The organism is Brucella thiophenivorans, from assembly GCF_002252445.1.
GTDB lineage: Bacteria > Pseudomonadota > Alphaproteobacteria > Rhizobiales > Rhizobiaceae > Brucella > Brucella thiophenivorans.
This window is the reverse complement of the sequence record NZ_NNRJ01000069.1, coordinates 52,003-69,966: the sequence shown is the minus strand read 5'-3', so window position 1 is coordinate 69,966 and position 17,964 is coordinate 52,003. Positions and strand designations below refer to the sequence as shown.

Here is a 17,964-nt window from a genome sequence, read left to right as displayed (position 1 = left end):
AGTTACGTCGGCACTCACGTTAAAGTAACAGTGCCAAAAAAAGCCCGGCAGCAAAGATGCAAGCCGGGCAAGAGAGCAGGCTGGCCGAGAGGGGACCCGGCTGTGAAGGTGGCGCCTGCCAGATGGTCAGAGTATAAGTCCTATCGGAGTGGAACGAGGACCGATAAGATTATGCTTTAAATAAAAGATGTTAGAGCACTTTTCTATTTTGACTGAGTTGCACCAAATGCTCTAACTATTTGTATTGCCCCATTGTGCCCCGTAAAGCCGCTCACGTAGCTTTGCGGCAATGCTTAGGTCAGCAGATGTGGCGGGTGGCCTCAACGTGCAAGCGCGCATCTGCAAGGGCGGCCAGAACGCGTGTCGGATCATCGTTCCCGCGTTTGTGGGTCGCCGTATAAATGTCCTCCCTCTGGAGCCCGATGTCTTTGAGTAGATAATTATCGAGCTCATTGAGGAGAAGCACATGGCGTCGGTTTCGGAAAAGCGTCCAGCGACGCATAACCGACGTAAACACGGTTTGTACCATTTGCTTGAGAGCGACGGTCGTTGCACTCGTTGCCGGTAAATGTGTCATGGTGGTCTTGCTGATCGCTGTCATTGCCGCTCTCCTTCAAGCGCGCGTCGTCATAATGTTGCTATCGTCAGATCATTCGCTTTCGCGTCTCCATTCTCTGCGACATCGGCTTTATCCAATATCGCAATTGATTATTCCAACGAATGTTTTTAATGTAACAGTTCAATAATTATGATGGATGGTTCTGATGAGTGCGCCTTTGGATCTCGACCAGTTGCAGACCTTCATTGCCATCGCCGATACGGGTAGTTTTACCAAAGCGGCCGACGCTGTTTTTAAAACGCAGTCAGCGGTTTCCATGCAGATGCGCCGTCTTGAGGAGCGCATCGGAAAGCCTCTGTTTGAGCGCGATGGCCGCATCAATAGATTAAGCGAAGATGGTGAGCGGTTGCTGCTTTATGCGCGTCGCATGCTTCTACTGAATGGCGAGACAATGGCTGCTTTTGACGATACGCAGTTGGAAGGCCATGTCCGCATCGGCACGCCAGATGATTATGCTGATCGGTTTCTGCCGGAAATCATGGCGCGCTTTGCGCGTTCAAATCCGCGTGTTGAACTATCGGTGGTTTGTGAGCCGACGGTCAATCTCGATGAGATGATCCGCCGGGGAACGCTTGATATTGCGCTTGTGACGCAATGCGATGACAAACGCCGCTCCGAAGTCGTGCGCACCGAGCCGCTTTTGTGGGTGACATCGGCCAATCATGCCGTGCATGAAGAGGCGATGTTGCCCCTTGCTGTGGGCCGCCCGACCTGTATCTGGCGTCATGCCGCGATTGACGTATTGGAACAGGCAAGGCGTGATTATCGTATTATCATTACAAGCTGGTCTGCTACGGTTCTTGCTGCGGCAGTGCTTTCGGGGCTTGCGGTTTCCGTTTTGCCGGAATGCGCGTTACGGCCTGGAATGCGGGTCTTGGGTGAGGCGGATGGCTTCGGCACCTTGCCGGAATTTGGCATAGGCATTATGCGCGGTCACACCAAGCAGAATGCAATCGTTGATGCGTTGGCACAGCATATTATTGAAAGTCTTGATAATATTTCTTCGCCGGCTCCTGTTGCAATAGCTTCTGCCGAAATTGCATCCTTTCCTTCCGTTCGCACACGCCGTGTCCGCAGCAACGAATTGTTGCCAGGATGGTGATGGTGCATAAGCGTCAACGGCGGCGTCTTGACCCGTTGACGCGATTTGATTGCTGATGGCCTATGATGGGATGAGCATGGGTTCCGATTCTGATCCAAACGGCACCGCTTCCAATGTAGCGGAATATAGTGTTTCTGAGATTTCCGGCGCTTTGAAGCGCACGGTAGAGGATACGTTTTCGCATGTGCGTGTGCGCGGAGAGATTTCCGGCTATCGCGGCCCGCATTCGTCGGGACATGCCTATTTTGCGCTCAAAGATGATCGTTCGCGGCTTGAGGCTGTGATCTGGCGCGGCTCTATGGGCCGCTTACGCTTTCGCCCGGAAGAGGGGATGGAGGTCATTGTCACCGGCAAGCTGACCACCTATCCGGGTTCTTCCAAATATCAGATCGTCATCGAGCAGATGGAACCGGCGGGCGCTGGCGCCTTGATGGCGCTGCTTGAAGAGCGCAAGCGCAGGCTTGCGGCGGAGGGTCTGTTCGATCCGGCTGCAAAGCAGCTTCTGCCGTTCATGCCGCGGGTGATTGGCGTGGTGACATCGCCGACAGGTGCGGTCATTCGCGATATTATCCATCGCATTTCAGATCGTTATCCGCTGCATGTGATTGTCTGGCCTGTGCGTGTGCAGGGCGAAACAAGTGCCGCAGAAGTGGCCGCAGCGGTTGAAGGTTTCAACGCGCTTTCGGAAGATGGCATGATTGCCCGGCCTGATGTGCTGATTGTGGCGCGTGGCGGCGGCAGTCTTGAAGACCTCTGGGGCTTTAATGACGAAATCGTCGTGCGTGCTGTTGCGGCGTCGCATATTCCGGTGATTTCGGCGGTTGGTCATGAAACAGACTGGACGTTGATTGATTTGGCGGCAGATGTGCGTGCTCCAACGCCGACTGGTGCTGCTGAAATGGCGGTACCTGTCAAAGCCGATCTGTTGGCAAATCTTGCAGCGCTTTCTGCGCGCCTTTCCTCTGCCATGTCGCGGTTTATAGACCTGAAACGTCAGTCTTATCGCGCGGCGGGTCGCGCTCTGCCTTCTGCAGATCAGTTGCTTGCACTGCCGCGCCGTCGTTTTGATGAGGCTGCGTCGCGTCTGACACGCGGACTTTTTGTGAATACCCAAAAGAAGCGTGTTCATTTTGAAGGTCGCGCGCGGCAATTGTCACCCCGATTGCTGCAACGTGGTTTTGATGAGCAAAAGCGTCATATGAAGCTGCTTGCGCAGCGATTGCCGCGTGCGCTGGAAGTATTCTTGCGTGAAAGGAGGGTTGCTTTTGCAAGACGTTCTGAAAGATTGACGCCGGAACCAGTGCTGCGGCGTGCAACACTGGCTAAGACTGCGGTTGAACAGCTTGATCGTCGCCGTGATCAGGCTATCAGTCTGCTAATTGAACGCACCAAGCGGCGCGGGCAGGAGCTGGAACGGCTCATGCGCACACTTTCTTATGAAAGCGTTCTCGATCGCGGTTTCGCAGTTGTTTTTGATGTGCAAGGCACACCGATCAAACAGGCGGAAAATGTGTCCGAAGGCGATGCACTGTCGATCCGCTTCCGTGATGGAGATGTGTCGGTAACGGCCGGAAATGGACCTGAGACATCATCAGCGAAGGGCGCGACGCGAAAAACGTCATCGTCGCGTCCCGGCGGACAGGGGTCGCTATTTTAGCAACACTTGCTCTTTGATCGCTTCATCCTCACTCAAGAAAATGCGTAAGTTGCAGATCGCGCTGTTTTCTTAAGGCTGACTTAAGTTTGGTTTCTTTTTTCTCGGCACATATTCGATGACATGCGTTCGCAATGGAAATGCATGTTGCTTCAAGTGGTGAAGATGAAAGAGTTTTTGAATGTCGCGTAAATTTTCCGAAGGCAGTGGCGTGCCGCTACTGCCGAAGGGCGTCACGAGCCGTCGCGCTTTTTTGATCGGCGCCAGTGCGGTTGCATTATCGGGCTGTGTTTCGACTGCGCAGCAGCCAGCGCCTGCCAAAGTGGCTGCTCCCGTGCGCGCTGTTCCTCCGATGTATCACGCCATGCCTTATGAGCAATTTCCGCTGCCTGCAGTTAATGTTGCTAAGGTCGATCCGGTATTCTGGCGGCAGGAAGTTGATTATTTCACAAATGAAGTCCCGGGCACGGTCATCGTCGATACGCCAAACAAATATCTCTATCATGTGCGCAGCAATGGTCGTGCGATGCGCTATGGGATCGGGGTTGGTCGTGATGGCTTTTCATGGGCAGGGCGTGCGAAGATTGCCTATAAGCGCGAATGGCCGCGTTGGACGCCGCCCGATGAAATGGTGGCGCGTCAGCCGGAATTGCAGCCTTACAGCATTGCCAATGGCGGCATGCCTCCGGGGTTGAAAAATCCACTTGGTGCCCGAGCGCTTTATATTCATAAAGATGGGCGCGATACGATTTATCGTATCCATGGATCATCGGAAGAATGGAGTATCGGCAAGGCTGTGTCTTCCGGCTGTATCCGCTTGCTCAATCAGGATGTGATTGATCTTTATAACAACGTGCGCGATGGCAGCACGATTGTGGTCATTCCGGATATGAGTAAAGGCACACAGGTTACAAGCTGATTAATGAAAAGGGCGCATTTACCGCGCCCTTTTGCTTTCTGTGTTCCAGAACATATCCCGAAAGGTGTGAGACGTTTGTCGGACAAGATGTTTTTAAAAAAAGCTGATTAGAGCGTTTCATATGATTTAACTAAAACGGTGAGCGCTTTAGTTGCCACCCGACGCTGCAGCAATTGTTTGAGCACCTCGCCACAGTGACGGGCCTTGCATCACGACGACACCGAGGCCTACAAGTGAAACGCCAATAAGACGTGACGCTGTGATGTCCTTGCTGGCAAAGCCCATTATGCCAAAATAGTCGATTAACACCGATGCTATGAGCTGCCCGGCAATAACGGCTGTCATGAACCCGGCAGCACCGAGTTTGGGAGCCAACAGGATGGCGGCCGTGATGTAGAGAACACCGGCAACTCCGCCTATCCATATCCATTTCGGCTGATCCGACAAACTCCCGAAAGTCGGCATTGAGATTTTCAACGCCAGCATTACAGGTAAAATGCAGATTATACTGATGAGCAATGAAACAGCAGTTGCCCATAAAGGATGGCCGAGTGCGCGTCCCAATGCAGCATTTGCTCCAGCCTGAAATGGTACAACCGCACCTGCGATAAGGGCGGCGATTAAAAACGTGAGCGATCCCTGAGCCTGCATAAAACTAGCCTTTTCTATATTTCTCAAGCTCGAACTTAGATATAGATAGCGTGAATTTGAAGTTCATATTACAGAGATAAATATGCATAAGATGAATAATCTACGCAGTGTCGACTTGAATCTGCTTGTGGTTCTGGATGCGCTTCTAACAGAGCGCCATGTCTCACGTGCAGCGGCGCGGCTCAATATGAGCCAACCAGCAGTCAGCCATGCGCTGGCGCGTTTACGAGACTTATTCGATGATCCGTTGCTCATTCGGCAGGGCGCCGGTCTTGTCCCGACGATCAAAGCAACGCAGATGATGAAGCCACTTGCGGAGATTTTGACAGGTATACGCAGTGTGCTTGGTCCGCACGGCTTTAACCCTGCAAGCACGCAACACCGTTTTCACCTTTCCATGTCCGATTATGGCGGCAGTATTTTGCTACCAGAGCTTGTAAGGGACTTACGCAAATCTGCACCGGGCATTGATCTGACGGTCAGCCAGTTCAGCCGTGAAAGCATGATCGCACGCATTCTGGACGGTGAGATTGATTTGGGCTTTGGTGTATTTCCTCATCTGCCTTCACAGGTTGCAGCCGACATCCTCATGCAAGATGAATATGTTTGCTTGCTCGATCGACGGAGCATGGAGGGTCGGATCTTGGATGTTGAAACATATCTTGCACGCCCGCATGCGCTTGTTGCAGTGCGCGGCGATGCGCCGACCGAGATTGAAGAGAGCTTGAAAAGTGCCGGACTTACGCGACATATCGCTATCGTTGTTCCACACTGGGGCGTTGCACCACAGCTAATCGTCGGTACCGACCTTATTTTGACGATAGCGCGGGGAGCGGTCCACAATCTGCGTCTGGATGACGACCTGATCGTCTTGCCTGTGCCTGTGGCAATGCCCCCGATACCGTTTGTACAGATATGGCATAAGCGCCGGGAAAGCGACCCGGCGCATCGCTGGTTGCGACTGAAGATAAGTTCGACCGGTTTTAGCGCCTAGTAAGCGTATTCAAGGAAGATCGGTTCGACCGAACCCGCCCATACACTGTTGTAAGCTTTGAGCATACGCTCCGCATCGGTAATGCCTGCCGCGACGATTTCTTCAAGCGGTGCAAGGAAATGTGTTTCGTCGAAACCATCGCCATTCAATTGCTTACGGTTAAGCAGACCAAGGCGGGAAATTTCCAGCGTCTTGCGCGCGATTTGCGCGACAGGTTTGCCACGGAAAGATGCATTGAGCGCCTTTGCGGGCACATCATTGCGCAGCGCCAGAACCTCTTCATAGGTCCAGTCTTTGGTTAGATCTTCTGCGGCACTGAGCGCTTCATCATCATAAAGCAGGCCAACCCAATAAGCAGGCAGGGCGCAGATACGACGCCATGGGCCACCGTCAGCACCACGCATTTCGAGGAAGCGCTTCAAGCGAACTTCCGGGAAAAGCGTCGAAAGATGATTGGTCCAGTCGCCCATATTCGGCACCGGATCGCTGACTTCACCCTTCAATGCGCCATTCATAAACTGGCGGAAGGTGACATGCGTGCAGTCGTGATAGTGACCGTCACGCAGGATGAAATACATCGGAACGTCGAGCGCCCATTCAACGTAATCGATGAAGCCAAAATTTTCTGAAAACACGAATGGCAGCACACCGGAACGCTGGTTGTCGGTGTCGCGCCATATGTCGGAGCGCCACGATTGCAGGCCGTTAGGCTTGCCTTCGGTGAAGGGTGAGCTTGCAAAGAGCGCTGTCGCAATTGACTGCAATTTCATCGAAACCTGCATCTTACGGCGCATATCAGTTTCGGAGCTGAAGTCGAGATTAACCTGAATGGTTGATGTGCGATACATCATGTCCAGGCCTTCATGCCCGACTTTCGGCATGTAGTTGCTCATGATGTTATAGCGCGACTTCGGCATTACGGGGGTTTCTGCCAAGGTCCATTTAGGGCTGCCGCCAAGTCCAAGGAAACGAATGCCGAGCTGTTCGGCAATTTCATGAACCTGCGAAAGATGCGCATTCACTTCGCGGCATGTCTGGTGAATCGAAGAGAGCGGTGCACCCGACAATTCAAACTGACCACCCGGCTCAAGCGAAATGGCACCCTGTCCGGTCGGTTCAACGAGGCCGATGATATTGCCCTCATCAATGATCGGTTCCCATCCGAGCATGGCTTGCATGCCCTCGAGAATAGCCTTGATACCGCGTGGTCCATCATAAGGAACAGGGCTGTTGTTCGCGACGTAGAAAGGAAATTTCTCGTGCTCGGTGCCGATGCGCCATGCATCTTTAGGCTTCGAGCCTTCAGCAAGATAGGCTGCGAGTTCTTCAACACTTGTGAGTGCTGTTTCATCGGTCGTGTCGCGCGCCATGCATATTGTCCCTGGTCGAATTTGTCTTTGTCAGCGTGATTGGACAAATTTGTCAAATCACGCAAGTCAATTTCATTGAAGATTGAATTTTCTTGAAATCATGCCGGTGTTTTCCAGTCGCCCAATATTGCTTGCACGAGCGTCAGGGCGGCAACAGCTGCCGTATCGGCGCGCAAAATCCGGGGCCCAAGTGGAATGGCGGTTACAAAAGGCAGGCTGCGCAATTGCTGGCGCTCTGTGTCGGAAAATCCGCCTTCAGGACCGATCAGTACCGCATAAGGCGCAGGCTTGAGATTGCTCAGAATGGTCAGAGGATCATCAGTCTCATGGCCTTCATCGCAGAAGATCAGGCGGCGCGACTGGTCCCATTGTTCCAAAAAGCGGTCAAAGCGCAATGCATCGCGACATTCCGGGATTGCCAGCACGCCGCATTGTTCAGCAGCTTCAATCGCGTTTGCCTTAATGCGGTCCGTTCCAAGCTTTGGCACCTGCGTATGCTGGGTAATGACGGGTTGCAAAATGCCAGTGCCCATTTCGACGGCCTTCTGCACCATATAGTCGAGGCGCCCTTGTTTTAGCGGTGCGAAACAATAGATGAGATCGTACGGCGCAGGTTGTGGGCGGGTTCGCTCAATCGCCTCCAGAAACAACCGCTTCTTGCCCTCCGGGCGTAGCCGCATCTTCCATTCACCGTCATGTCCGTTGAAGGCAAGCAGTTCGTCGCCGTCTTTTAACCGCAGTACATGGGTGAGATAATGGGCGGCCTGCGTTGGGGCTTCCACGCTAGCACCATCGCCAAGGCTACCCTCAATATAAAGTCTCTGCATTTTATAATTCGCGCGCATGATTGCATCGATGACAGAGGGCACGGCCGATGGTCAAGCGCTTTGGTCACTTCCTGTGCGTTGCAGTGGGCAGGTACACAATTAATTGAACCTATCAAAAAACTATTGGAAACAGATAAGATTGCATCCATATAGATATGAACCTATCTATTTGAATGGAACTTAAATTATGAAACAGGAATGGATCGAGTTCGCGCCATTGCTTTCAGCAAATTCTCGCGCTTGGCGAAAAGCCTTTGATACGGCAATGGCGGAACATAGTCTTTCGGATGCCAAAGCCATTCCGCTTATGACGCTGCTGCGGCACGGTGATTGCATTCCACAAGGTGTGCTTGCTGAACGTGTTGGCATTGAAGGTGCTACAATTGTGCGCGTTGTCGATGAACTTGAACGCGAAAATCTGATCCGGCGCATTGCGGATGATAGTGACCGTCGCGTCAGGCTTATTCAGTTGACGGATGAGGGGCGTGCTATCGCTGCCAAGATTGAGAAAGCTGCAACGCGATTGCGGACCGCATTTCTTGGCGACCTTGATCCCGACGCAGTGGATGTCGCCATGGATGTGCTGCGTAAGCTGCATGAGAAATTTCAGAACCAGCCTTCCTGAACAGACCAATTCAACAAACATTCGAAAAACCGATGATCGAGCCCGCTGAAACATTGCCACGATTTTGGGACGTGGTCTTCTCGCTGAAGACCTTTGCGGCCGCCATGCTTGCGCTATGGATTGCGCTTCTGGCAGACCTGCCTAATCCCTATTGGTCGGTGGCAGCCGTCTATATCGTTGCGCATCCGCTTTCGGGTGCGACAACATCGAAGGGCTTTTATCGTCTCATCGGTACAATTATCGGCGGCGCGGTCACGATCCTGTTCGTGCCGCATCTGGTTAATTCTCCTGAGATACTCACTTTAGCCATCGGTCTTTGGATGGGGCTGTGTCTTGCAATCAGCCTGCTTGATGGGACGCCACGCAGCTATCTTTTCATGCTGGCGGGGTACACCGTCGCCATTGCTAGTTTTGCTGTTGTTTCGGCGCCTGAAACGACTTTCAGCTATGCTATGGGCCGTGTTGAAGAAATTGCAATCGGGATCATTTGTGCAGCACTCGTCAATCGCCTGGTTTTTCCACGCCATAGTGGACCGGTCATCGTTGCGCGTGTCGATACCTGGCTGCGTGATGGTTCAAAGCTTGCAGTAGCCGCGCTGCGTGGTGATGGTGATAGTCCCGAGTTTCTGCGTGATCGCCAGCGACTGGCTGCGGATGCATTGGAACTGCGCAATCTGACGACGCATGTGGCCTATGACACTTCGTCTATACGCGATGTCGGAAGACTTCTGCACGTGTTGCAGCAGCGCATGGTCGCTGTTCTGCCGATTGTTTCAAGCCTGCATGATGTTCTCATCCTCAAACCGGGTGAGGGCGAAAAGCCATGGCATCCTGCAGTTCAGAAGCTTCTGGATGAGGCCTGCGACTGGCTTGAAAGCGGCAGCGAGCTGACGGAGCAGCGCCGGGCTAGATTGCTTGGCTATGTCGAAGAAATCGAAAGTCACGGCAGGAATGCCGAAAGCTGGGACGAATTGCTGCCGTTTAATCTGGCAGCACGTGTGCGCGATCTGGCTCAGATCTGGAGCGATTGCATCACACTGCGTCAGGATATTGTTTCAGGTTCGCGTCACTCGCTGCGCTGGCGTCGTTACGATGCCCATCTCAAGCGCCGTCCGCAGCACAGAGACTATGGCATGGCATTTCTCTCCGGCTTCTCGGCCTTTCTTGCCACCTGTATCGCAACTGCATTCTGGATTGCGACAGGTTGGTCACAGGGCAGTGCGGCTGCCATGATGGCGGGTATCTTCTGCTGTATTTTTGCAGCCATGGACGATCCGGTTCCGGTCATGCGCAAATTCAGCTGGTTGTTGCTTATCGTAATCGTGGCTGCTTTCGTGTTTGAGTTTGCATTGCTACCGCTGGTCGACGGTTTCTTCCCGCTCGTTCTGGTGCTGGGACTGTTTCTGATCCCAGCCGGTCTGCTGCTGGCAATTCCATCGCAGTTTCTGCTTGGCATGGTGCTTTGTGTGAATTTGCCGAACATGTTGATGCTGCAAGGCCATCTGACGCATGATTTTGCAAGCTTCGCCAATGTCAATCTGGCAACCGTTCTGGGCATCACCATTGCAGCGGTTGTGACGTCAATTGTTCGCTCGGTTGGTGCTGAATGGAGTGTTCGCCGTCTGGTGAGAGCTGGTTGGAAGGATATTGTGTTTGCAACCGAACTTCAGCCAGGACGCCATCGTCGTCAGCGCATGAATGGTCTTTTGCTCAAAATGATCGACCGTATCGGCATGATGACACCGCGCCTTGCACTGATACCGTCTGCCGATATTGCCAAGGTGGATCTGCTGCGTGATCTGCGCAACGGCATGAACACAATCGACCTGCAGCAATATCGTCTGAAATTGCCTGAACTTTGCCGTGAAGCGGTGGACCGGGTGCTGGATGGCGTGGGTGCGCATTATCGTGCGCTGTCGCGTGAAGCGAGCTTGGATACACGCAACGAAATTGATGCGGAACTGCTTGGCTCAATCGATAGCGCCATTACCGCGATTATTGAAAGCGGTTCGCCAGCCATCGCCAAAAGGCCGCGCATTGCATTGGTTGGCCTGCGCTTCAACCTTTTTCCAAAAGCGCCGCCTTTTGCGCTTCCGCCTCAGCGTCGGCTTGAGCTGCCGCAGGCGGCATAGATGGAGATTTGAAAATTATGAGACCCGAACTCGACATCTACGGAATTTATCTACCGACGCTGGCTGTGCTGGCGCTCGGTGCCTACTTCGCTAATTCGTTGATGCAGCGCCTTCTGGCGCATGTCCGCTTCTATCGTTTTGTCTGGCACAGACCCTTGTTTGATGCCGCCATGTACTTCTGCATTCTCGGCGTGAGTGCTGTAATTTTGAATGGAATACCGCTATGAAAAAGCTCTTTGCACATTCCGGCCGGGTTTTCCTGACCCTTGTCATGGTAACAGTGGCAGGGCTGCTTGGCTGGCATCTTTGGGATTATTATATGAATGCGCCATGGACGCGCGATGGTAAAATTCGCGCTGATGTGGTGCGTATTGCGCCTGATGTTGCGGGTCTTGTGAGTGAAGTTCTGGTTCATGATAATCAGGACGTCAAAAAGGGTGATGTGATTTTCCGCATTGATCAGGCACGCTATAAGCTTGCGCTGCAGCAGGCCGAAGCAAAGCTTGCCAGTAGCAAAGCAGCGCTGGATATGGCCAATCGCGATCTCACCCGCTATCACAAACTCAACGACACGACTGTGACGCAGCAGAAGATGGAACAGATCGAGACAACGACGATGCAGGCCGAAGCGACCTATCGTCAGGCCGAGCTTGATCGTGATCTGGCTTCTCTCAATCTGGAGCGTTCTTCGGTCAAGGCGCCGGTTAATGGCTTGATCACCAATTTCTCACTACAGCCGGGCGATTACGTAACCACTGGTTCTGCCGTGACAGCGCTGGTCGATACCGATTCCTATTATGTGTCGGGCTATTTCGAGGAAAACAAACTTGAGCGTATCCAGATTGGTGATCCGGTCGTGGTTGACGTGATGGGCAGTAAGATACAGCTCAGGGGCAAGGTCGAAGGCATTGCGGGCGGCATTGAAGATCGCGAGCGCACGGATTCCACAAGCCTGCTTGCTAATGTTTCACCCACATTCAACTGGGTGCGTCTTGCGCAACGCGTGCCGGTGCGGGTGAAACTGGAAGATGTGCCGCAAGACGTTCATCTGGTTGCGGGCCGAACGGTCAGTGTAACAGTTGTCAACTGATAATCAGAAGGAAGGCCGGCTGTCATCCGGGCTTTTTTCGTGTTAGCAACCTACTCAAATTAGCGCTATCGGAGCTTGGTAATGAGCATATTGGTCATTCAGAATTATCCCGATTCAGGTCTTGGACAGATTGAGCCTTTACTGATTGAAGCGGGATATTCGATTGATCTTCGGCATGTCTATCGCGGCGATGCGCTGCCACGCGATGACAGCGACCATCAGGCGCTTATTGTGTTGGGCGGCGAACAGAACGCGCTTGCGGATGGCGAATGCCCTTACTTCCCTGATCTGCTCAAACTCATTCGCGCTTTTGGTGATAAAGATAAGGCCTTGCTTGGTATTTGCCTTGGCAGTCAGCTTGTCGCGCGCGCTTATGGTGGTGAGAATATTTTGGATCGGCCCATGGAATTCGGTTGGCATGAAGTGCGCCTGACCGAAGAAGGCAAAAGCGATCCAGTGCTTGCTGCGGCAGGCTCAGCCTTTCCGATTTTTCACTGGCATCGCGATACATTTTCGCTGCCCGAAGGTGGCGTTCATATGGCGGTCAGCGATATGACGGCGCATCAGGCTTATCGGATTGGACGTGCGGTCTATGGCACACAGTTTCATTTCGAAGCTGATAGCAAGCTGGTCACCGAATGGAGTGAATCATTAAGAGATTTCATTGCCGGTTTCGATCCTGAATGGGCGGTTCAATTTCCAGCAAACTTAGAGCGGTCAGGTGTTGCTGCCGATAGTGCCGGAGCTGCTCTTGCGAGGGCTTGGATCAATGTCATCTAAAGCGTGTCGCATTAGGTTGGTGCTGCAACAGGCTTTCGTTTTTTGCTTTTACGCATGTCTTTACCCCGAAACCGGTTCCCACTTTTGGGAGACATGCTGGGTTAATCCGTTGCGACTTTGCCACAGCCGCAAAGCATTTGGACTTTTCCCTTGGAAAGAGACAATTGTAGCTCCCGCGTTCAGTTGCGGGTAACTTTTTTCAGGTGTAACTGGGGCCTCGTTCCGGGCGGGAAATGGTCGGACAAGGTGCAAGCCTTGGCCCTATGAAAGCTCGGTTTCCAGAACCCTGGTAGCCTTCAAAAGAGTTTTCGATCATGACCGCTAAGCATGCCGCACTTCTCACCGTCCTGATGATTTCTGCGATCGTGTTCATGGCCGTTGGCATTTTCACAGTCGATGCTGGTAACAGCATGACTTCCACCGACGGCTACGGCATTTCCAGCGCGCGTTAATTTTAAGGAGCGGCGGCTGGACCGGTCGCCTCCAGAAAATACTTTTCCAGACCTTCGATAACGATGGCCGACAGCTTCCCGTTTCTCCAGGCATAAGTATCGAGATTGACCCGATTGGGCTGCACGTCGACTGCACTTTGCGGCGTATGTCCGTGAATAATGACCTTTTCCAATGGATCGGTCCATTTAAGGAAAGGCGTTCTGATCCAGATCAGTTCATCCGGGTCTTGTGCGTCGAGTGGCAAAGCGGGATTGATGCCGGCATGGCAGAAAAAGAAATCTCCAAAGCTCAATGAACGCGGCATGGCGTGAATATAGTCTATATGGGCGTGTGGAACCGTCTGCATAAGATGTTTATATGCGCTCGCTGCTGATTGAGGGTCGTTAAAATCAACCTCAACGCCATAAGAAAGTGCGGTGTCACTGCCGCCATGATCGGCAAAAATACCGGTTGTGTCCCCCGTTGCAAGATAATGCAGGAAGCCATCATCATGATTGCCGAGCAGCGAGAGAATGCGGGGATCGTGCGTTGAGGCATGAATCAGAAAATCCATCACACCTTTGGAATTCGGTCCTCGGTCGATATAATCGCCAAGGTGAATGATGCGCCAGTCATGCGTTGGATTACGGTCAATATCGGCGCGGATCAGCCCATGCATATCCTGCAAAAGGTCGAGGCGACCATGCACGTCGCCAATGGCGTAAAGCCGGATACCTTCCGGGCCTTTCGCATCCTTTAGGGTAAGGCCACTCATGAATCGCCGCTCTCTTTCACGTCTTTTCCAGCGCGCTGACGATAGCGCAGTCGCGATACGCGCTCACGCTCGTCGTTGAGTTCGCGGTCGTTGGTTGCCTGTTCGACAAACCGGATATGCTTTTTCACCGCCTCGCGTGCTGCTTGCGGGTTGCCTGCAATCACAGCGTCGTAAATGGCGCGATGCTGTGACAGCAGCATGTCAGCCACGCCGGGATAGCTGTAAATCAGGCTTCGATTGTAGAAAACACCGTCTTTGAGTAACTGATAGCAGGAGCGCAATGTATGCAGCAGAACGATATTGTGCGCGGCTTCGCCAATGGCATTGTGAAACTCGACATCAAGCTGAGCACCTGTATCAAGATCGTTGGCGCTATTAGCGTCTTCCATTGCGGTCATGATTTCGGTAAGCAACGCTTTATCGGCAGAAGTTGCGCGCAGCGTTGCATATTCGGCAGCAATGCTTTCGATCTCACGACGATATTCGAGATAGTCGGTCGTTGCCTTTCGGTGTTCTGCAAAAAGCTTTACAACAGGCGGACTGAAAACCGGTCCGATGACATCGGCGACAAAAGTTCCGCCACCATGACGTGATGTGAGAAGGCCTGCTGTTTCCAGTCTTTTCAGCGCATCGCGCAGGATAGGGCGTGAAATATCGAGCTGTAGAGCAAGGTCGCGCTCACCCGGAAGCTTATCGCCACCGCGCAGAACACCTTCAAGGATCAGGCTCTCGATCTGATGCACGACATCATCTGCCGTACGGCTTGCGAGAATGCGGGAAAACACTGGTTCGGTCATGGTCGCAAACTAGCTCCAAGCGGAGGTTACGGCAACGTTTCTCTGAAACGCATAAACAAAAACCCCGGAAGCGATGCATCCGGGGTTTGGAACGTTGAAGTCTGTTATCAGGCAGTCTTACGCTTGCGGGTTCTCACGAAAACAACCAGACCGGCGACAAGGCCAAACATCGCCCATTTGAAAGGCAGTACATCGGCAGTTTCACTGCGGATTGGAAGCACGGTTACAGTACCCGGACGGCTTTCAAAGCCTGTTTTTCCTTCAGCTTTTGCCTGCTCGATCTGCTGGGGAGAGACAACCCATTCAGCCCCGCGCGACTTGTCGTAAAACATAAAGCCGCAGCCAACGATAACGGCGGTGACGAGTGCTAGAATAAGGCGGGGAGCTTTGTTCATTTTCATTCCTTAATTTTCTTTGGCCGTGGTTTAGGCTAATGCCTTATACCAAAGCCCGTTGAGTGAAACTCATCGGGCTTTGGTTAAGCCTGAGCGGCGATTGAATTTTTTCAATGCGTGATGCGGTAGCATCTCAGCGCATTGGTATTCGAGCCGGACCGCGTTCATACGCAATCATGTCCGCTCCGTCTATTATTTAGATATGCCTTGTGGAGTGCTGCCGCTTTCCCAATAGGGAACAGGGCCGTAAAGATCGGCCAGATAGTCGATGAAAAGTCTCACTTTGGCGGGCAAAAATTGTTTTGAGGGATAGACTGCATGTACAGCGACATTTCGTGACGCCGCATATTCAGGCAATACCTGCACCAGCTTTCCAGCGGCAAGATCCGGCCCCACATCCCATGTTGAACGTTGCGCAATGCCAAGACCTGCAAGCACAGCTTCGCGCACCAGCTCGCTCGAATTGGTCTGAAGTGGGCCGACGGGACGAATGGTGATCGGACCTTTTGGGCCTTCAAGCCGCCAAGGATCATTGTTATGCGGCGCCAGGCAGATGTGTTGGGAGAGGTCTTCAATTGCCTGTGGTGTGCCGCGCTCAGTAACATAAGCCGGTGAAGCCACCAATATGCGCCGCACAGGTGCAAGACGGCGGGCCACAAGGGTCGAGTCGGACAATTCGCCAATGCGAATGGCGAGATCATAACCGTCACCGACAATATCGACCATCTCGTCCGAAAGCTGCATATTGACGGTGAGGTCGGAATTGGCGCGCATGAATGGCACCAGATAAGGCGCAATATGCATACGTCCGAAAGTGGTGGGAGCGGAGATTTTCAGCGTGCCTCGGGCATTGGCCGAGCGTCGGGCGACAAAGGCTTCTGCTTCTTCGATGTTACCGAGAATACCGAGAACGCGTTCATAATAGCCTTGGCCTGCTTCGGTCAAAGCAATCTGGCGGGTTGTTCGCTGCAAAAGCCGCGTGCCGAGACGTTCTTCAAGGCGACCCAGCCTTTTGGAAACAACTGCTGGTGACAGTCCTAAATCGCGTGCGGCTGCCGACATGCTGCCGGTTGCGACAACACGTGCGAAAATCTCCATATCGGCCAGACTGCTCATCATGATAGTTTCCAATTCTCCCCGGCGGATAGTCCTGAGACTCATCTAGCCGAGGCGCGTAAGGGATCGCAAGGCGATTATGCCGCAGCGTGAAAACTGTTTAGCCATTTGCCGATTGGTAAAATAATATTACCACTTGATCAACGCGAGTAATAAAGGGCTTGGGGCGGAGGGTCATATGAGCGGATTGATTATGCCGGAGCCAAGCGCTGCCGTTCTTGGGCGCCGCGAGCAGATTGTGCGCGATTTGAGAGCAATCGTGCCGGGTGAGGGCGTTGTCGATAGCGTTAACGCGATGCGGGTGTTTGAGAGCGATGGGCTGACGGCGCATCGTTCTCTGCCGCTGGTCGTTGTTCTGCCGGAAACCGTCGAGCAGGTCTCAGCGGTTCTGCGCTATTGTCATGACAACGAAATCCGCGTTGTGCCGCGTGGTGCTGGCACATCGCTCTCCGGTGGTTCGATGCCATTGGTAGACGCCGTACTGCTTGTTATGTCTCGGTTCAATAGTATTCTCGAGATTGACTACCCCAATCGCGTTGCAGTCGTACAGCCGGGGGTAACGAATCTCGGCATTACAAAAGCTGTTGAGCATGAAGGTTTTTACTATGCGCCTGACCCGTCATCACAGATTGCTTGTTCGATTGGCGGCAATGTTGCGGAGAATGCTGGTGGCGTGCATTGCCTGAAGTATGGTCTCACCGCCAATAACGTGCTTGGCATTGAAATGGTGCTGATAACTGGCGAAGTCCTGCGCCTTGGCGGTAAGCATCTTGATAGCGAAGGTTATGATCTTTTGGGGCTGATGACCGGCTCGGAAGGTCTGCTCGGGGTGTTGACGGAAATCACCGTTCGTATCCTGCAGAAGCCTGAAACAGCGCGTGCTGTCATGGTCGGCTTTCCATCGAGTGAGCAGGCGGGGCAATGCGTGGCCGATATTATCGGCGCAGGGATCATTCCGGGTGGTATGGAAATGATGGACCGGCCTGCCATTCGCGCAGCCGAAGACTTTGTTCGTGTTGGCTATCCGCTTGATGTCGAGGCACTGCTGATCGTCGAACTCGATGGGCCACCGATTGAAGTTGACCATTTGATCGGAGCGGTCGAGAGCATCGCGCTGAAAAATGGCTCGACGACTTGTACGCTCTCGCAGTCTGAAGAACAGCGGCTGGCTTTCTGGGCTGGCCGTAAAGCTGCTTTCCCGGCGGTGGGGCGCATTTCGCCGGATTACCTCTGCATGGATGGCACCATTCCACGCAAAGAACTGCCGCGTGTGTTGGCTGGTATGCGTGAGCTATCCGAAAGATACGGGCTTCGTGTTGCCAATGTGTTTCATGCAGGCGACGGCAATCTGCATCCGCTTATTCTTTATGATGCCAATATTCCCGGAGAGCTGGAGGCTGCGGAAGATTTCGGTGCCGACATCCTGCGCCTTTGCGTGAAGGTTGGCGGTGTGCTGACCGGCGAACATGGCGTGGGTATCGAAAAGCGCGATTTGATGCCGGTGATGTTCAACGAAATAGATCTCGACCAGCAGATGCGCGTCAAATGTGCGTTTGATGCCAAGCATTTGCTCAATCCCGGCAAGGTCTTTCCGCAATTGCGCCGCTGTGCTGAGCTTGGCCGCATGCATGTGCATCGCGGCGAGCTGGCCTTCCCCGACCTTCCGCGTTTCTGATCTGTGGTTAT

Annotated in this window: 19 protein-coding genes; 11 read left to right on the top strand and 8 right to left on the bottom strand. The window is 53.1% G+C overall.

From position 1 onward, the window contains the following. Window positions 1–298: 298 nt before the first annotated feature. Window positions 299–601, bottom strand: coding sequence for a DUF1127 domain-containing protein (locus CEV31_RS20000; protein WP_094509895.1), 303 nt, complete (start codon window positions 599–601; stop codon window positions 299–301). Window positions 602–764: 163 nt separating this feature from the next. Between CEV31_RS20000 and CEV31_RS19995 the strand changes: the two genes are divergently transcribed. From CEV31_RS19995 to CEV31_RS19985, 3 genes are all read left to right on the top strand, one after another. Further along, the gene (locus CEV31_RS19995) at window positions 765–1,721 is read left to right on the top strand and encodes a LysR substrate-binding domain-containing protein (RefSeq protein ID WP_094509907.1); all 957 of its coding nucleotides are present in this window, start codon (window positions 765–767) and stop codon (window positions 1,719–1,721) included. Window positions 1,722–1,797: 76 nt separating this feature from the next. Further along, window positions 1,798–3,378, top strand: a complete 1,581-nt coding sequence (xseA, locus tag CEV31_RS19990) for an exodeoxyribonuclease VII large subunit (RefSeq protein WP_094509905.1) — start codon at window positions 1,798–1,800, stop codon at window positions 3,376–3,378. Between the two features lie 178 nt (window positions 3,379–3,556). Then, window positions 3,557–4,294 carry a L,D-transpeptidase gene (locus CEV31_RS19985; protein WP_094509893.1) on the top strand — a complete coding sequence of 246 codons (738 nt, stop codon included), beginning with the start codon at window positions 3,557–3,559 and terminating at the stop codon, window positions 4,292–4,294. Window positions 4,295–4,441: 147 nt separating this feature from the next. Here the strand turns inward: CEV31_RS19985 and CEV31_RS19980 are convergent, their stop codons facing one another. Then, window positions 4,442–4,945 (bottom strand): DMT family transporter, encoded by a 504-nt coding sequence (locus tag CEV31_RS19980; RefSeq protein WP_094509891.1) that lies wholly within the window; start codon window positions 4,943–4,945, stop codon window positions 4,442–4,444. A gap of 82 nt (window positions 4,946–5,027) precedes the next feature. Between CEV31_RS19980 and CEV31_RS19975 the strand changes: the two genes are divergently transcribed. Further along, window positions 5,028–5,939: a LysR family transcriptional regulator gene (locus tag CEV31_RS19975; protein ID WP_094509889.1), complete on the top strand. Its 912-nt coding sequence runs from the start codon at window positions 5,028–5,030 to the stop codon at window positions 5,937–5,939. On the opposite strand, the gene CEV31_RS19970 is transcribed toward CEV31_RS19975, so the two are convergent. Together CEV31_RS19970 and CEV31_RS19965 are read right to left on the bottom strand one after the other, a co-directional pair. Next, window positions 5,936–7,309, bottom strand: coding sequence for a glutamate--cysteine ligase (locus tag CEV31_RS19970; RefSeq protein ID WP_094509887.1), 1,374 nt, complete (start codon window positions 7,307–7,309; stop codon window positions 5,936–5,938). The genes CEV31_RS19975 and CEV31_RS19970 overlap by 4 nt on opposite strands. A 98-nt stretch (window positions 7,310–7,407) precedes the next feature. After that, the gene (locus tag CEV31_RS19965; RefSeq protein WP_094509885.1) at window positions 7,408–8,154 is read right to left on the bottom strand and encodes a 16S rRNA (uracil(1498)-N(3))-methyltransferase; all 747 of its coding nucleotides are present in this window, start codon (window positions 8,152–8,154) and stop codon (window positions 7,408–7,410) included. A 169-nt stretch (window positions 8,155–8,323) separates the two neighbouring features. Here CEV31_RS19965 and CEV31_RS19960 point away from each other — a divergent pair, with 169 nt between their 5' ends. The 6 genes from CEV31_RS19960 to CEV31_RS21190 all read left to right on the top strand — a co-directional run bounded on the left by CEV31_RS19960 (window position 8,324) and on the right by CEV31_RS21190 (window position 13,215). Further along, window positions 8,324–8,761 carry a MarR family winged helix-turn-helix transcriptional regulator gene (locus tag CEV31_RS19960; protein WP_094509883.1) on the top strand — a complete coding sequence of 146 codons (438 nt, stop codon included), beginning with the start codon at window positions 8,324–8,326 and terminating at the stop codon, window positions 8,759–8,761. Window positions 8,762–8,793: 32 nt separating this feature from the next. Beyond that, complete coding sequence (locus CEV31_RS19955; RefSeq protein ID WP_094509881.1) at window positions 8,794–10,893, top strand: FUSC family protein; 2,100 nt, start codon at window positions 8,794–8,796, stop codon at window positions 10,891–10,893. A gap of 17 nt (window positions 10,894–10,910) precedes the next feature. Continuing rightward, window positions 10,911–11,120 (top strand): DUF1656 domain-containing protein, encoded by a 210-nt coding sequence (locus CEV31_RS19950; RefSeq protein WP_094509879.1) that lies wholly within the window; start codon window positions 10,911–10,913, stop codon window positions 11,118–11,120. After that, window positions 11,117–11,983: an efflux RND transporter periplasmic adaptor subunit gene (locus tag CEV31_RS19945; RefSeq protein WP_094509877.1), complete on the top strand. Its 867-nt coding sequence runs from the start codon at window positions 11,117–11,119 to the stop codon at window positions 11,981–11,983. The genes CEV31_RS19950 and CEV31_RS19945 overlap by 4 nt, the downstream gene beginning before the upstream one ends. 81 nt (window positions 11,984–12,064) lie before the next feature. Then, window positions 12,065–12,763 carry a type 1 glutamine amidotransferase gene (locus tag CEV31_RS19940; protein WP_094509875.1) on the top strand — a complete coding sequence of 233 codons (699 nt, stop codon included), beginning with the start codon at window positions 12,065–12,067 and terminating at the stop codon, window positions 12,761–12,763. A gap of 314 nt (window positions 12,764–13,077) precedes the next feature. Then, entirely contained in the window at window positions 13,078–13,215 is a 138-nt protein-coding gene (locus CEV31_RS21190; RefSeq protein ID WP_007877997.1) for a hypothetical protein, read from the top strand. Between the two features lie 2 nt (window positions 13,216–13,217). On the opposite strand, the gene CEV31_RS19935 is transcribed toward CEV31_RS21190, so the two are convergent. The 4 genes from CEV31_RS19935 to CEV31_RS19920 form a co-directional block, all read right to left on the bottom strand. Then, complete coding sequence (locus tag CEV31_RS19935) at window positions 13,218–13,970, bottom strand: metallophosphoesterase (RefSeq protein ID WP_094509873.1); 753 nt, start codon at window positions 13,968–13,970, stop codon at window positions 13,218–13,220. Next, window positions 13,967–14,767, bottom strand: a complete 801-nt coding sequence (locus tag CEV31_RS19930) for an FCD domain-containing protein (RefSeq protein ID WP_094509871.1) — start codon at window positions 14,765–14,767, stop codon at window positions 13,967–13,969. The genes CEV31_RS19935 and CEV31_RS19930 overlap by 4 nt, the downstream gene beginning before the upstream one ends. A gap of 107 nt (window positions 14,768–14,874) precedes the next feature. Further along, window positions 14,875–15,162, bottom strand: a complete 288-nt coding sequence (locus CEV31_RS19925) for a hypothetical protein (RefSeq protein WP_094509903.1) — start codon at window positions 15,160–15,162, stop codon at window positions 14,875–14,877. A 192-nt stretch (window positions 15,163–15,354) separates the two neighbouring features. Then, window positions 15,355–16,281: a LysR family transcriptional regulator gene (locus tag CEV31_RS19920; RefSeq protein WP_094509869.1), complete on the bottom strand. Its 927-nt coding sequence runs from the start codon at window positions 16,279–16,281 to the stop codon at window positions 15,355–15,357. A 175-nt stretch (window positions 16,282–16,456) separates the two neighbouring features. Between CEV31_RS19920 and CEV31_RS19915 the strand changes: the two genes are divergently transcribed. Beyond that, window positions 16,457–17,953: an FAD-linked oxidase C-terminal domain-containing protein gene (locus tag CEV31_RS19915; RefSeq protein ID WP_094509867.1), complete on the top strand. Its 1,497-nt coding sequence runs from the start codon at window positions 16,457–16,459 to the stop codon at window positions 17,951–17,953. Window positions 17,954–17,964: the final 11 nt, after the last annotated feature.